The 14,072-nt window shown below is 64.8% G+C and carries 9 protein-coding genes; 3 read left to right on the top strand and 6 right to left on the bottom strand.

What is annotated here, in order from left to right; all coding sequences use genetic code 11:
* Positions 1 to 44: 44 nt before the first annotated feature.
* Complete coding sequence (locus NDN01_RS12910; RefSeq protein WP_272627974.1) at positions 45 to 1,475, bottom strand: sensor histidine kinase; 1,431 nt, start codon at positions 1,473 to 1,475, stop codon at positions 45 to 47.
* Positions 1,465 to 2,205, bottom strand: coding sequence for a response regulator (locus tag NDN01_RS12905; protein WP_272627973.1), 741 nt, complete (start codon positions 2,203 to 2,205; stop codon positions 1,465 to 1,467). Before NDN01_RS12905 ends, NDN01_RS12910 begins: the two co-directional genes overlap by 11 nt.
* 136 nt (positions 2,206 to 2,341) lie before the next feature.
* On the opposite strand from NDN01_RS12905, the gene NDN01_RS12900 reads away from it, so the two are divergent.
* Entirely contained in the window at positions 2,342 to 3,220 is an 879-nt protein-coding gene (locus NDN01_RS12900) for a MipA/OmpV family protein (protein ID WP_272627972.1), read from the top strand.
* 292 nt (positions 3,221 to 3,512) lie between these two features.
* Here the strand turns inward: NDN01_RS12900 and NDN01_RS12895 are convergent, their stop codons facing one another.
* A complete protein-coding gene (locus NDN01_RS12895; RefSeq protein WP_272627971.1) occupies positions 3,513 to 5,108 on the bottom strand; it encodes a hypothetical protein in 1,596 nt (531 codons plus the stop codon).
* Positions 5,109 to 5,748: 640 nt separating this feature from the next.
* On the opposite strand from NDN01_RS12895, the gene NDN01_RS12890 reads away from it, so the two are divergent.
* Complete coding sequence (locus tag NDN01_RS12890) at positions 5,749 to 8,727, top strand: TonB-dependent receptor domain-containing protein (RefSeq protein ID WP_272627969.1); 2,979 nt, start codon at positions 5,749 to 5,751, stop codon at positions 8,725 to 8,727.
* A 166-nt stretch (positions 8,728 to 8,893) separates the two neighbouring features.
* Here the strand turns inward: NDN01_RS12890 and NDN01_RS12885 are convergent, their stop codons facing one another.
* From NDN01_RS12885 to cysS, 3 genes are all read right to left on the bottom strand, one after another.
* Positions 8,894 to 10,726 (bottom strand): DUF885 domain-containing protein, encoded by a 1,833-nt coding sequence (locus NDN01_RS12885; protein WP_272627968.1) that lies wholly within the window; start codon positions 10,724 to 10,726, stop codon positions 8,894 to 8,896.
* A 200-nt stretch (positions 10,727 to 10,926) separates the two neighbouring features.
* The gene (locus NDN01_RS12880) at positions 10,927 to 11,862 is read right to left on the bottom strand and encodes an NAD(P)-dependent oxidoreductase (RefSeq protein WP_272627967.1); all 936 of its coding nucleotides are present in this window, start codon (positions 11,860 to 11,862) and stop codon (positions 10,927 to 10,929) included.
* Positions 11,863 to 12,250: 388 nt separating this feature from the next.
* Positions 12,251 to 13,684 (bottom strand): cysteine--tRNA ligase, encoded by a 1,434-nt coding sequence (cysS, locus tag NDN01_RS12875; protein WP_272627966.1) that lies wholly within the window; start codon positions 13,682 to 13,684, stop codon positions 12,251 to 12,253.
* Positions 13,685 to 13,840: 156 nt separating this feature from the next.
* On the opposite strand from cysS, the gene rpsU reads away from it, so the two are divergent.
* The gene (gene rpsU / locus NDN01_RS12870; protein WP_034160206.1) at positions 13,841 to 14,047 is read left to right on the top strand and encodes a 30S ribosomal protein S21; all 207 of its coding nucleotides are present in this window, start codon (positions 13,841 to 13,843) and stop codon (positions 14,045 to 14,047) included.
* Positions 14,048 to 14,072 lie beyond the last annotated feature (25 nt).

The following is a 14,072-nucleotide window of genomic DNA, read 5'->3' as shown; positions in this document are numbered from 1 at the left end:
GGCGACACCGGGCGCCCATGCCACCTGACGGCCGATTCCGCCCTTCAATCGGGTCGCGGCAACGATACCCAAACGGTGAAGCCATTGTCCGGCCAGTCGAAACCGATCTCGCCGCCATGGCTGCGCACGATATCGCGGCTGATCGCGAGGCCCAGGCCAGATCCGCCGGTCTCGCGACTTCGGGATGTCTCGATCCGTTCGAACGGCTCGAACGCACGCGCCGCCTGGTCGCGCGGGATGCCGGCGCCGTCGTCATGGATGTCGACCCTGATCGCGTCTGGTGTGACTCGCAGGGAGACCTCGACCGCGCCGCCATATTTGCACCCGTTGGCGATCAGGTTGGAGAAGGCGCGCTTCAGCGCGACCGGGCGGCAGGGCAGGTCGGCATGGTCGGGCCCGCAATAGGTCACCCGTTCGCCTGCATCGCCATAATCGTCGGTCAGGCTGATCAGCAGCGCCGCCACGTCGACCGTCTCGATCGGCTCCCGCCGCGCCTCGGCGCCCATGAAGGCGAGCGCGTCGATCACCATCGTCTCCATCTCCGCCACGTTCAGCAGCAGCTGCTCGCGCTGCGTTGAATCGCCGACATATTCGGCCATCAGCCGCAACCGCGTCAGGGGCGTGCGCAGGTCGTGCGAGATCGCGGCAAGCATCGCCATGCGCTCGTCGATGAAGCGCTTCAGGCGCAATTGCATCGTGTTGAACGTCTCCGAAATCGCGACATATTCGGGCAGCCGCATGCCGGTGATCAGCGTCGGCTCGCGGTTGCGTCCAAGCTGCTCCGCCGCCGCGGCGAGCCGGCTGAGTGGCGCGACGATGCTGCGCGCCATCCACACCGAGAAGACGATGATGATCAGCAGGTATCCGGCGATGCCGAACAGATAGCGGGCATAGTGCCATCCCGGACCTGAGAGATTGCGCGGCGTCACCGTCAGCCAGCCACCCTTGTCCAGCCGCACCGATATCTCGAAATCGCCAAGCACGCTGCTCTTGTTGCTGGCCAGCGTTTCGGCGGTCAGCAGCGCCGGCAGTTCCGGGATGATCACCACCGCCGTGCGGACCGTGCGTTCCAGATTATTCTGGTCATAGGGTTCCATCGCGACCTTCACCCGGTCGGCGGGGTAGTGAAGCGTCTCCGCGATGGACTGGCGCAGGACATCGCCGATCAGTGCGCCGTCGTCCGTGTCGGGCCCCGGGGCCTCGCGCCCGATCGTGAACTCCAGATAGCGTGACGCCGGAAGTTGCAACGACCTGTCCCCACCCGTCGCGTCGGACAGTGCCGGGGCCCGGCGCGCTGCATCCGCCACGGCATCGATCAGCCAGCTCCGCTGCACCACCAGAAAGGGCGGCGGCGGGATCATCGCGCGCAGCGCCTGGTTGAGCATATAGGCGGCGGAGATGGTCAGCAGGATCGCCAGCCCGATCCGCGGGGCGAGCCTGAGCCGGTTGAGCGACCACTGCCGGTCAGCTGCCATGGGAATGCCCATGGCCGACATCGGCGGTGAACAGATAGCCACCATTGCGCACCGTCCTGATGAGCATGGGTTCCTGCGGGTCCGCCTCGATCTTGCGGCGCAGGCGGCTGATCTGGACGTCGATGCTCCGGTCGATGTTGAGGCTGCTGCGCCCGTGGACGAGGTCGAGCAGCTGGTCCCGGCTCAGCACCTGCTGGGGGTGCTGCACCAGCGCGGCGAGCAGGTCGAACTCACCGGTCGTCAGGTCGAGCCGCGTGCCCCTGGGCGAGACGAGCGTCCGCTTGGTCACGTCGAGCGTCCAGCCGGCGAAGCGGTACAGGCTGGGCAGCGACGTGGCGGCCTTCTCGCTCGCCATCGCCGATCGCCGGATGGTCGCCCGCACCCTGGCGAGCAACTCGCGCGGGTTGAACGGCTTGGCGACATAATCGTCGGCGCCCAGCTCGAGTCCGACCACCCGGTCGGTCTCGGTGTCGCGCGCGGTGAGCAGGATGATCGGCACGGTGCTGCGGGCACGTAGCCGCTGGCAGAGCGTGAAGCCGTCGTCGCCGGGCATCATCACGTCGAGGATGATGACGTCGAAGCGGTGGCCGTCGTGCAGCGCCATCACATGCCGGCCGTCCTCGGCCATGGTGACCCTCAGGCCATGGTCGCCAAGGTAGCGCGCCAGCATGGTGCGGATCTGCCGGTCGTCATCGACCACGAGAATATGCGGGATCCGTGCGGTTGACATGATCCGGATGTAGCCACGCCGCCGGGGCGAGTCTGCACCCGACACATATTGAAACAAACCGACACCGGCCGGTTATCGAAAACGCCCAGGCCCACCCTAGACCCCGCATCGCAACGGGGAAGCGCTGGGAGCCATCATGAAACACTATTTCGTATCCACCGGAAAGGCGAAGCCTTCGGGCCAGTCGGATCTGAAGCGATTCTTCTTCATCCTCGCATCGAGCGCGCTCGCCACCGGGGCGCTGATCCTGCTGACGTCGAACGCGAACGCCCAGGAACCGCCGCGCGGCGACCGGGAGCAGGACGACCGGGACTGGAACATCACGGTCGGCGCTGGCGCGATCTACACGCCCGATTATGAAGGGTCGGACGAATATCAGGTCCTGCCCTTTCCGTTCCTGTCGGTCAGCTACAAGGATATCGTCTATATCCGCGGGCCGGAGATCGGCGTGAACGTCCTCCGCCTCGCGCCGACCGAGGACATGCGGATCAAGCTCGGCCCGATCGCGCGCTATCGCCGCGACCGCTCAGAGGACCGCAACATCGCGCTGAAGGGGCTCGGCAATGTCGGTGCCGCGGTGGAGCTTGGCGGTGCCGCCCGGTTCGAGCTCGGTCGGGGCTGGCTCCAGCTTTCCGTGGCGAAGGATGTCGCCGGCGCGCATGACGGTGTCGTCGTGCAGGGTGAGGCGGGTGTGGATGTCGATCTCGCCGACCGGCTGAGCCTGTCCGCTCGCGGCACGACGAGCTGGGTCGATCGCCACTACATGCAAACCTATTTCAGCGTCACGCCTGCCCAGTCGGCGCGAAGCGGCCTCCCGGTCTTCGACGCTGACAAAGGCATCAAGGACGCTGGCGCCTCGCTCGGCCTGTCCTATCGCCTGAACGATCACTGGCTGCTCGCCGCGACCGCCGGCTACACCCGCCTCCTCAACGACGCGAAGCTTGCCCCGGTGGTCAGCCGGCGTGGTTCCCCCGACCAGTGGCTGGGCGGCGCGTTCCTGGCCTATCGTTTCTAGCGGATCGACATTCGGGAGCGGTATCCAGGGCGATGCGGCATGATGGTTTGCGCAGAGGCGCAGAGCACGCTGAGGGGTTGGACCTGCTGCATTGGCTGTTGTGATGACTGGCCTCTCCACGAACAGGCCGCGACCGGAGCGCGATGATCCTGCTGAGCAGTGATCTCGGCGTGCTCTGCGCCTCTGCGCGAACCTCTCCTTGCGACAACCGCATGGATGAAGACGATGAAAGCCGCGCGCACCTCCCGGCGGCTGCCCGGGCTGGCGATGCAGGCCAGCCCGGGCGAGCACCCTATCGCTTGGTCTCGGCGAGGAAGATGAAGGAATAGTCGGAGGCATAGGGCGCCAGCCCCTCCGGCCCGGTCGTCTTCGTCACCTTGCGCAGCGCGCCGGGAGCGGTCGCCTGCAACAGGCTCGGCGACGCGATCGACGCGAAGACATGGCAGTCCATGCAGCTGTTTGCCTTTTGCTGGAAGGATTCGGCCGTCGTGTTGGCGACGATCTGCCCCGGCCCGCCGGCGGCGCCCTTCGGCGTCGGATTGCCCATCGTCAGCGGCACCCGCAACCGTGGTCCCGGCGGCGTGCCGATATTCGCCTGGGGCCATTGGACATTGACCAGCCGGTAATAGTTGAACACCGATTTAGCCGGCAACAGGCTCCAGACATAGGCGGTCACGCTGTTCGCGGGTTCGCCGACCGGGTTGATCCGGGTGATCTGCATGGGCGCCTTGTACGGCATGCAGACGCCGCCCTTGCCGCACGGGATCGGCGGGACATTGTGGCGGCACTGATAGACCGGGTCCTTCTGCGGCGTGCACTTGGCATTGAAGAAGGTGAAGCCCGGCGACGGCCGCTGGTTCGGATTGGCCGGCAGGGCAGGGGGCGAGAAGCCGCCGCCCGCTGCCTCGTCGGGGGTGTTGTCGATATGCTCGAAGGTCGCCCATACCCAGGGCAGGCGTGGGAAGCGTTTGCGCGCGATATGCAGTCCGGCCAGTCCGACCGTCACCTGGCGCATCTTGCCGCTCGCCGGATCGCGGATCTCGGCGATCGCGGTCTTGTAGCGATAGTCGAGCGAATGGTCGGCCGGCAGCGGCGTCCACGACGCCTTGATCTCCATCGCCCCGACCTGCTGGCCGTAGGAGGCCTTGTTGCCGATACAGTCGGTGTCGTCCCAGCCATTGGAGAAGCCAGCCGGGAAGTTCAGTCCACCGCGCAGTGGCCCCTTGGGCGGCGGCGGCGGCCCGTCGGAGATCACCTTGCCCGGCTGGCTCGCGCATTTGAGCTGCCCCGCGGCGGTCGTCAGGTCGAAACCGCTCTGGCTGGTGATGAACTCGAACTCGTCCTGGTTCATCATCACTTCGTAATAAGTCACGTCGCCGCGCTGGTTGGTCAGCCAATGGTTGCCACCACCCGCCTGGACGATGTCGGAAAGGTCGAGATCGCCGAGCTTCGAGGTACGACTCAGCACCTTGACCGCCGGCCGCTTCGCCTGCCAGGTTCCCTTCAGCGGCGTCGTGCTGCCGAACACCGCTGCCGCCTCATAATAGCTTTCCCATACTGTCGGGCTGGTGTCGCCCGGCGTGCCGAAGCTGGCCCATGCCGCGCCCGGATCGGGAAAGCCGTTCTTCTTCGGATCGGCTTTCCAGTTCAGCGCGATGAATGCCTGCCAGGCCGAGCAGTCGACCTCGGTCTGGTTCTGGCCCGGGTTCATCGGCAGCGTGGATGTCTTGTTCGGCGCCAGCGCGCCGCAGGGATTGGCGACGGTCGCCTGCGGCCCGGGCGTGGAGGTGCCGTGACAGCCGGCAAGCCCAATGCCGGCGAGCGCCAGCGGCGCGGCAAGCAAGGCGATTGGAAGGCGGCGGTCGTCGCGGCGCGGGTATGAGGTCATGGTCCATCTCCTGTCGCGCCGTGCACGGCGCTCGTTGCCGGTATTCGCGGTGGAGGCGAAGGCGGGCACCGGCCCGCAACGCAGCAATCCCCCGGAGGACGGACGGAGAAGTCCGCTGAACAGCCTCCCGCAGCGGCGGAGCGTCGATTCGGGAACGACCAGGGACTCCGCCTGACAGCGGACAGTGTCGCGCGAAAGTCGCCCGAGGGGAACCGGCTTGGGGCGATCTACCGCCATAGCTGCGGCAACTCCGCACATGTCGGCGAGGCGATGGACTGCGCAGTTTCCTTTCAAACGCGGCCAGGATTAAGGGGATTTTCGCGTCAGTGCGGCCAAGCTTGGCGCCGCGCCGCCGAAAAGTTGGGTGGTCCCCGGCCTGAAACGCATCGCTGCATCGGCAGCCTGCATGGCGACCGCCATATCGCGTCCGATCTGATTTCCCGGGCGATGCGAGCAACTGTTTAGGACCGATGCGGCCAGGTGTTGCCCTTTTGTAACGTTCTCGAAATTTCCTGTGTCTGGAATGTTAACGATGTTGCCGCGCGGCGAAGCCCGTGTAGGAAAAGTGTCATTGCCGAATAATCTTTCGGCACTCGATACGCGCGCCGGGGGTGGTTGCGCGTCATAAACGGGGGCACACATGAAAGTCTCGATACGGTACCATCTGCTTGCCACGACCTTGTTCGCAACACTGGTCGCGTCGCCGGCCGTCGCGCAAGTGGCCGCTCCGGCCCAAGAAACACAGGCTGATACGGCCCGTGCCGATGATGAGATCATCGTCACGGGGTCGCGCATCGTCCGCTCCGACCTGGAATTCGCCAGCCCGGTCAGCGTGATCGGTGCGCAGGAAATCCAGTTTCGCCAGCCCGGCACCGCCGACGATCTGCTCCGCAACCTTCCGGCGGTCCGTCCGTCGCTCGGTTCGGGCGTCAATAACGGGTCGGACGGGTCCTCGACGATCAACCTGCGCGGTATCGGCGAAGAGCGCACGATGGTGCTGCTGGATGGCCGCCGGATCGTACCCTATGGTCTTAACGGCCTGACTGACACCAACAATATCCCGGTTGCCCTGCTGCAGCGCGTCGAGGTGCTGACGGGTGGTGCTTCGTCGACCTATGGCGCCGATGCTGTCGCGGGCGTCGTCAATTTCATCACCAAGCGTAATTTCTCGGGGATCGATGCGACCGCAACCTATCGCGTAACGGAACGTGGCGATGCGGCACGGTTCAAGGCCGATATCGTGCTCGGCGCCAATCTCGCCGATGGTCGCGGCAACGTGGTGTTCAGCGTTGGCTATACGAAGGCAGATCCGCTGCTTCACACCGCCCGCTCGATCAGCGCGTTCCCGGTCAGCTCGACCACCGGCCTGTTCTCCGGCGCGACGGCGGCTCAGGTGACGATCTTCGCGTCGCCGACCAACGCCGCGCTTGGCCTGCCCGCCAGCAGCTTCGGTGCTGTCGTCAACCCCACTACCGGCCGGCTTCAGGCTGCAACCGCTGACGATACCTACAACACGAACATCGGCACCTATTTCCAGACGCCGCTCGATCGCATCAACGTCTATGCGGCGGGGCATTACGAAATCACCGACGGGGTGGAATTCTACTCAAGCGCGATGTTCACCCGCAACAGGGTGGCGACTCAGCTTGCCTCGTCGGGCACGTTCAGCAACACCTATCAGCTTGCCCTGAACAACCCGTATCTGCCGACCGGTATCCTGAATCAGCTTTGCTCCGCCCGCGGGATTAACGCGACGAACTGCGCAACGGCGGCTGCGGTCCAGGGCGGGCCGGGCACGCCCGGTTATGTCGAGATTCCGGTGATCGCGCAGCGGCGTATCACTGAAATGGGCGCACGCGGCAACGTCTTCGAATCGCAGATGTTCCAGGTTCAGGGCGGGTTCCGCGGTAACATCACCACTGGTCTGAAATACGACGTCTCGGCCCAATATGGCGAGACGACGCAGAACCAGACGCGTCAAAACTGGGGCTCGTACAGCAAGGTGCAGCAGGCGCTCCGAGCCTATCGCACGCCAACCGGGCAAATCCGCTGCGTCGATACGAGCAACAATTGCGTTCCGCTCAACCTTTTCGGCCCCAATGGCTCCATCACTGCGGATCAGGTGGGATTCATCAATCTCGACGCGATCATCAACCGCAAGGTGCGACAGACCGTTGTTACCGGCAGCGTGTCGGGAGACCTGTTCTCGTCGCCTCTCGCCGAGAGCAAGATCGCGTTCGCGGTCGGTGGCGAGTATCGCAAGATCTCGGCGGCGAGCCAGCCCGACGGCCCTTCGCAGATCCAGGGCGAGGTGCTCGGCACCGGCGCACGCACGCCGCCCGATGTCGGCCGGTACAGCGTCAAGGAAGTGTTCGGCGAAATCAATATCCCGCTGATCGAGGACAAGCCGTTCTTCTATCGCCTGACGGCTGAGGGCGGCATCCGTTATTCCGACTATACCACGACCGGCGGCAGCACGACCTGGAAGGCAGGCGGCACGTGGGAGCCGTATCGCGGCTTCAAGTTCCGCGGCACCTACCAGGTTGCTGTGCGCTCGCCGAACATCCAGGAACTGTACCAGTCGGCCGTCCAGCAGCTTGGCAATCTGACGGTCGATCCGTGCTCGGGCGCGGTGACCGGCGGACTCGCCGCACTATGCGTCGCGACGGGCGCGCCGGCCAGCAGCATCGGCTCGATCCCGGCACCGACGTCAGGGCAGATCAACAATACCACGGCGGGCAATCGCAATCTTAACGTCGAGCGTGCGAAGACCTACACGCTGGGCGGTGTCTTTGCGCCGACCTTCCTGCCCGGGTTCGCGTTGACGGTGGATTATTTCAATATCCGGATTCGTGATGCGATTACCCAGCCGGCGCAGGCGGATATTCTCAATGGCTGCTATTCTTCGGCGCTCAACCCGGGCTTGACGTTCAACGCCTTCTGCGCGCTGATCGGTCGCAATCCGCTCACCGGCAGCCTCAACGGGGCGGGTGAAACTCCTGGGGTTGTCCTGACCTATTCGAATCTCGGGGTCATCGAGACTGCGGGTATCGATTTCGGCGTGACTCAGAGCATCAAGCTGCAGGATGTCGGGATCAACAACAGCGGCACCCTATCGCTCGGTTTCAACGGAACGCTGCTCAACTACTACCACTTCCAGGCAACGCCGAATTCGATCAATCGCGATTGCACCGGCTATTACAGCGCGGGCGGCTGCACCAACCCGCGCGCCAAGTGGCGTTCGAACGGTCGCATTACCTATGCTCAGGAACTGTTCGACGTCTCGCTGCTATGGACTCACATCAGCGGCGTAAAGCTTGAGCCTTACCTCGCCACCCGCCTTCCGGGCGACGTAGCGCAGCCAGGGGGCCCGAACCCTACGACGATCCTGGAGGCGTTCCGCAGCATCCCGGCCTATGATTATTTCGACCTCGCTTTCCGGGTGATGCCCGCCAAGCAGCTGGAACTGAGCCTGACGCTCAACAACCTGTTCGACAAGAAGCCACCGCTTGTCGGTTCCGGTGTCGGGGGTACGGCGTATAACAGCGGCAACACCTTCCCGACGATCTATGATCCGCTCGGGCGGTCGTTCACCATCGGTGCGCGGCTGAAGTTCTGACGATCATCTGTCCCGGCATAGGTCGGGATTGGAAAAGGGGCGGGGGCCATGCGGCCACCGCCCCTTTTTTGTGCCCTGCCACTTCGGGGATTTTCTCCCTTCAGTGATCGTCTGCGGCAGCCCTTACATTATCTGTTGGGCAGATAATCGGGCATCACCGGCTCGTTCATGCGTCGCCGGTGCCACGCATCATCAGCGCGATCCGCTCGTCCACCCGACGCTCGAGGATCACGAGCGGCATTGCGCCTTCCTTTAGTATCTCGTGGAATTGCTTGATGTCGAACTGGGCACCGAGCGCCGCCCGCGCCTTTGCGCGCGCGCGCGTCCATGCCATGTGCCCGACCTTGTAGCTGCAGGCCTGCCCGGCCTGGGTGCAGTAGCGTTCGATCTCGCGCTGGGTGCGCGGGCGGGCGAAGCCGGTCGTGGCGACCATGTAGCTGGTCGCCTTTTCCCGATCCCAGCGCTTGGCGTGGATGCCCGTATCGACGACCAGACGGGTCGCGCGAAACAGGAAGGACTGGAGATATCCGGCATGCTCCAATGGCGTGCGATAGGCCTTCAACTCGTCCGCAAGCTGCTCGGCATAAAGTGCCCAGCCTTCCGAATAGGCGGAGAAGAAGCCGATCTTCCGCAACGTCGGGATATCTTTCGATTCCTGGGCGAGGCTGATCTGGAGATGATGGCCGGGCACGCCCTCATGATAGGTGAGCGACGGCAGCGTATATTTCGGCCAGTCCCCGACATCCTTGAGGTTGACGAAATAGATCGCCGGTCGCGTGCCATCAAGCGAGGCGCGGTTGTAGTAGCCGTTGGAGGCGCCGTCCTGGATCTCGACCGGCACGGCCCGAATTTCGAGGGGCTGGGTCGGCACGGTCACGAACGCCTCCGGCAGCTTGGCGTACATCGCCTTCACGCCGTCGTTCAGCCCGGCGATCAGCGTGGCGCGGCCCGCCGCCGTGTCGGGATAAAGCTGGTCCGGCGCCACGTTGAGCTTCGCCAGCCGCTCGCCCACCGTCCCGCTGGTATAACCCTGCGATTTCAGGATCGTGTCGAGCTCCGCCGTGATCTCCGCCACCTGGGCAAGGCCGATGCGGTGCACCTCGTCGGGGCTCATCGTCGTGGTGGTCGCCTGATTGAGCGCCGTGGCATAGATCGCTTCGCCGTCCGGCACGCGCCAGATGCCGTCGCCCGCCTTGGTGGTGGGCTTAAGGCGCTCGATCAGCGCGATCTGGCGGTCGAGCGCCGGATAGATTCTGCTTTCGACGATGCGCGCTGCCTGCGCTTCCCAATCCCCCTCTATGCCCTTGGCCTTGGCCCGTCCGGCCAGCGACTGGACGATGCTCGACGTCGCCGCCGGTTGCCCGCGCAGTTTGCGCATCTGGCCGAGCGTGAGATCGAGCGACCAGGAAGGGGCGAGCAGGCCCTTGCGTGCCTCAGCCTCCTGAAGGCCGCTTTCCTGGTCGAGCACGGTCGCGAACTGGTCGAGCCGCGAGAGATAGGCGTCGGCATCTGCCTTCACCGAAATCGTGTGCGCTGTGTTCAGGAAGTCAGGCACCGAGAAATAGGCGCCGCCCTGCTGGAAGATGCGATAGGGCCGGATCGCGCTGTCGATGCCGAATTTGTCGGGGGCGGCGATCTGCGTGTTCAGCGAATAGAGCACCACCTCGAGGTTGAGCTTCGCGGCGGGCGACAAGGCGCTCTGGTCATGTCCTGCGAGACGCGCGATCGATGCCTTGGTCTCCTGCACGTCCTTCGCACGCCGCTCTACCGTGCGGGGCGTCAGGCGTCCTTTCGCCGCAGCCATCGCGTCCTTGTCCAGTCCCAGGGATGTCGCGAGCTCGGGTGACCGTCCGACCACCTGTTGGAAGACCCGCTCGAACTCGGCATTCAGTGCCTCGTCGCCGGTGGCGGGGCCAGTCTCGGCAAGCAGCTTTGCCGGGGCCAGCGCGGTGGCAAGCGCCACGGCGCCCCCGGACGAGAGAAATTGGCGACGGTCCATGCTTGCGTGCTCCCCGGAAATGCAACAGATCGGAGGTTGTAGGTCGATTGAGGGGGCGCTCGCCAGCCCTCTTTCGACACGGTCGCGGTCCAGCCGGTTCCAGTGCTTGATTGCCTCAGGCCGTTTCCACTTTGGCTGAATCGGCTCGCCGTCGTCGTTTGCCGGTGTTGAGAATCCCGCTTGGCCCGCGCTATTGAGCCTCAATACCCCGCGTCAAGATCCACCACGTTCCGCATCTCCCGCCCCGCCAGGAACGCGTCGAGATTGTTCACGAACAGCGTCGCCGCGCGCAGGAACATCTTGGTCTGGCTCCGTCCCGACAGATGCATTGTGTGGATCGTGTTCGGCGCATCCCATAAGGGGTGCTCCGGCGGCAGGGGCTCCGGGTTCACCGTGTCGAGGAACGCTCCCGCGATCCGGCGCTTGGTCAGGGCCTCGATCAGCGCGTCCTGATCGACCATGTCGCCGCGCGCGATGTTGATCAGCCACGCGCTTGGTTTCATCGCGGCCAGTTCGTCAGCACCGATCAGCGCCTGGGTCCGGTCGGTGGAGGGCGCCGCCAGGATCACCCAGTCATGGTCGCCGAGCGTCGCCCGCCAGCCATCGGGCGTCAGCGTGCCGTCGCGACCGGACCGGGTCACGCCGGTCACGTCGACGCCGAACGCTTTCAGGCGCTCGCCGATCATCGCGCCGATCGTGCCATATCCCACGATCAGTGCCTTGGTCTCGAACAGTTCGATCTGCCCCGGCGCATTCAGTGTCCATTCGTGGCGGTCGGCGATGCGGACCACCTCGTCGAACCGCTTGGCTGCGGCGAGCACGCCCATTACCGCATATTCGGCGACGGCCAGCGCGTTGATGCCGGTGCCGTTGGTCACGATCGTGCCTTGTCGGCGCAGCGTCGGCAGGTCGAGGAAATCGATTCCCGCCAGAATCGTGAACAGCCATTTGAGGTGCTTCGCGCGAAGCACCGCCTCGCCGATCGTCCCGACGCGCTGCATGTCGACCCAGGCGATATCTGCGTCGACGATCATCTTCATCGCGTCCTCGCGGCTGGCGAACCAGGCGACGTCAAGCCCGGTGGGCAGGCGCGGTTCGATCAGCGGGCGGGCAAGCGCGGGCAGAACGGCTTTCATGGGGCACCTCTCGTCGCCCCGGATGGTTTGGGGGTCGCCATCGGTTCATGCCGCGCGGTTCCCGCTGCGACAAGCCCGGCACCCACGCCGGCCGATCGATTCAACGCCCCGATGGGGTGGCGCAGGATAGGGCCGGGCGGAGTCCTTCCCGACGGCGTCCGCGCTCTTTGACATGACCAGTGAATATTGGACGATTTGTCGTACGGTTTTCCTACAAGGCAGGGGAATATTTTCCGGTTTCGCGGCGATTTTACCGCTGTTTCGCAGTAACAGGGAAAGCGCATTGTAAGCCGTTGGGCGGCAAGCGGAAATTTGCCCTCAAAATCCAACATAACAGCGGAAGAAAAAATCATCCGCTGTTACCGAGTCGTGTTGGAAGGCTTCGAGACTACAGCGTCGACTTCCAGTCCCAGCCAAGCGGATCGCCGTCCATCACTTCGACGCCCGCTGCGGCAAGCTCGTCCCGGATCGCGTCGGACCGTGCAAAATCCTTTGCCACCCGCGCTTCCTTGCGCTCGGCCAGCCTGGCGTCGATCGCCTCGGGTGAGATCGTCGTGCCCGCCGGCTTCACCCGCAGTGCTTCCCGAGTCAGCGCGGCGAGCTTCAGGCCCAGCACGTCGTCGAAAACCGCCAGCGTCTTCAGCCGCGTTGCGGGCGACAGCTTCTTGTCGCCAAGCATCTCGTCGAGCACTGGCAGGGCGCGGGGTGTGTTTAGGTCGTCGGATACCGCCGCATCGAGCGCGTCGAGGTAGCGCGAGGCGTCGGCGGTCTCCGCGCCGTCATCGCGCGCGCTGAGTGCCTGGGCGGTCATCACCAGCCGCTTCAGCCGGGTCGCGGCGGCGGCGAGGTTGTCGGAGCTGAACTCAAGCTCGCTCCGGTAATGCGCGCTCAGACACATCAGGCGATAGGCGAGGGGGTGGATGCCGGCGTCGATCAGCGTCTGCAGCCGGGTGAAGTCGCCCGACGACTTGCTCATCTTGCCCTTTTCGCGCTCGACCAGGAAGTTGTTGTGCATCCAGATCGTCGCGCCGGTGTCGGCGCAGTCGCAATGCGCCTGGTTCTGCGCGATCTCGTTGGGGTGATGGATCTCGCGGTGGTCGATGCCCCCCGTATGAATGTCGAAGCTTGGCCCAAGGAAATGCTGGCTCATCACGGAGCATTCGAGATGCCAGCCCGGCGCGCCGCGGCCCCAGGGCGACGCCCACTCCATCTGCCGGTTCTCGCCCGGCGGGGATTTGCGCCAGATCGCGAAATCCTGCGGGTTGCGCTTGCCGGCAACCGGGTCGATCCGGCCTTCACGCTCGTCGTCGGCGACGCGGGCGAGCCGGCCGTAATCGGGCACGGTCGACACGTCGAAATAGAGCCCGCTCTCAAGCTCGTAGCAATGCTCAGGCGCGATCTTCCCGGCAAAGGCGATCATGCCCTGGATGTGGTCGGTCGCGAGCGGGAAGTGAGTCGGCGTGCGGATGTTGAGGTCCGCGATGTTTTCCTTGAACGCGGCGGTATAATGCGCGGCGATATCCCAGATGCTCTGGGCGCTGGCTTTTGCCGCCGCTTCCATCTTGTCGTCGCCGGCATCCGCATCGGACGTCAGGTGGCCGACATCGGTGATGTTGATGACATGGGTAAGGGGATAGCCTTTCCAGGTCAGCACCCGGCTCAGCGTGTCGGTGAAGACATAGGCGCGCAGATTGCCGACATGGACATAATTATAGACGGTCGGCCCGCACGAATAGACTCGCACATTGGTGGGGTCGATCGGCTTGAACGGCTCGAGCGAGCGGGTCAGGCTGTTGTACAGGGTGAGGGGCGTGCCGGTCATGCGCTGGCCATAGCCGCGAGGGCGGGCGCCCGCAAACCCGGTGGGCAGGTGCCAATTCGCTTGAAAATGCGGATGGCGGCTGATAGGGGCCCTCCCACACGGCGCAAACCCATGTTTGCGACGACCAATTTCTATTGACCGGAGACCTGCGGGTTTATGCAAATCATCGTTCGCGACAACAACGTCGACCAGGCGCTGCGCGCCCTGAAGAAGAAGCTGCAGCGCGAGGGCGTCTATCGCGAGATGAAGCTGCGCCGTCATTACGAGAAGCCAAGCGAGAAGCGCGCCCGCGAGCGTGCCGCTGCCGTCCGCCGCGCCCGCAAGCTGGAGCGCAAGCGGCTGGAGCGTGACGGGGCGCGGTAAAACCGCCGGCGCGGGGGGCTGACCT

This window comes from Sphingomonas sp. QA11, assembly GCF_028473665.1.
GTDB lineage: Bacteria > Pseudomonadota > Alphaproteobacteria > Sphingomonadales > Sphingomonadaceae > Sphingomonas > Sphingomonas phytovorans.
This window is presented reverse-complemented; position numbering and strand designations above follow the sequence as displayed.

Excerpts from the sequence above, each read along its gene's own strand:
- NDN01_RS12910 (WP_272627974.1), bottom strand. The coding sequence starts at position 1,475 with ATGGCAGCTGACCGGCAGTGGTCGCTCAACCGGCTCAGGCTCGCCCCG.
- cysS (WP_272627966.1), bottom strand. The coding sequence starts at position 13,684 with ATGACCGGCACGCCCCTCACCCTGTACAACAGCCTGACCCGCTCGCTC.
- NDN01_RS12885 (WP_272627968.1), bottom strand. The coding sequence starts at position 10,726 with ATGGACCGTCGCCAATTTCTCTCGTCCGGGGGCGCCGTGGCGCTTGCC.
- NDN01_RS12905 (WP_272627973.1), bottom strand. The coding sequence starts at position 2,205 with ATGTCAACCGCACGGATCCCGCATATTCTCGTGGTCGATGACGACCGG.
- NDN01_RS12880 (WP_272627967.1), bottom strand. The coding sequence starts at position 11,862 with ATGAAAGCCGTTCTGCCCGCGCTTGCCCGCCCGCTGATCGAACCGCGC.
- rpsU (WP_034160206.1), top strand. The coding sequence starts at position 13,841 with ATGCAAATCATCGTTCGCGACAACAACGTCGACCAGGCGCTGCGCGCC.
- NDN01_RS12900 (WP_272627972.1), top strand. The coding sequence starts at position 2,342 with ATGAAACACTATTTCGTATCCACCGGAAAGGCGAAGCCTTCGGGCCAG.
- NDN01_RS12890 (WP_272627969.1), top strand. The coding sequence starts at position 5,749 with ATGAAAGTCTCGATACGGTACCATCTGCTTGCCACGACCTTGTTCGCA.
- NDN01_RS12895 (WP_272627971.1), bottom strand. The coding sequence starts at position 5,108 with ATGACCTCATACCCGCGCCGCGACGACCGCCGCCTTCCAATCGCCTTG.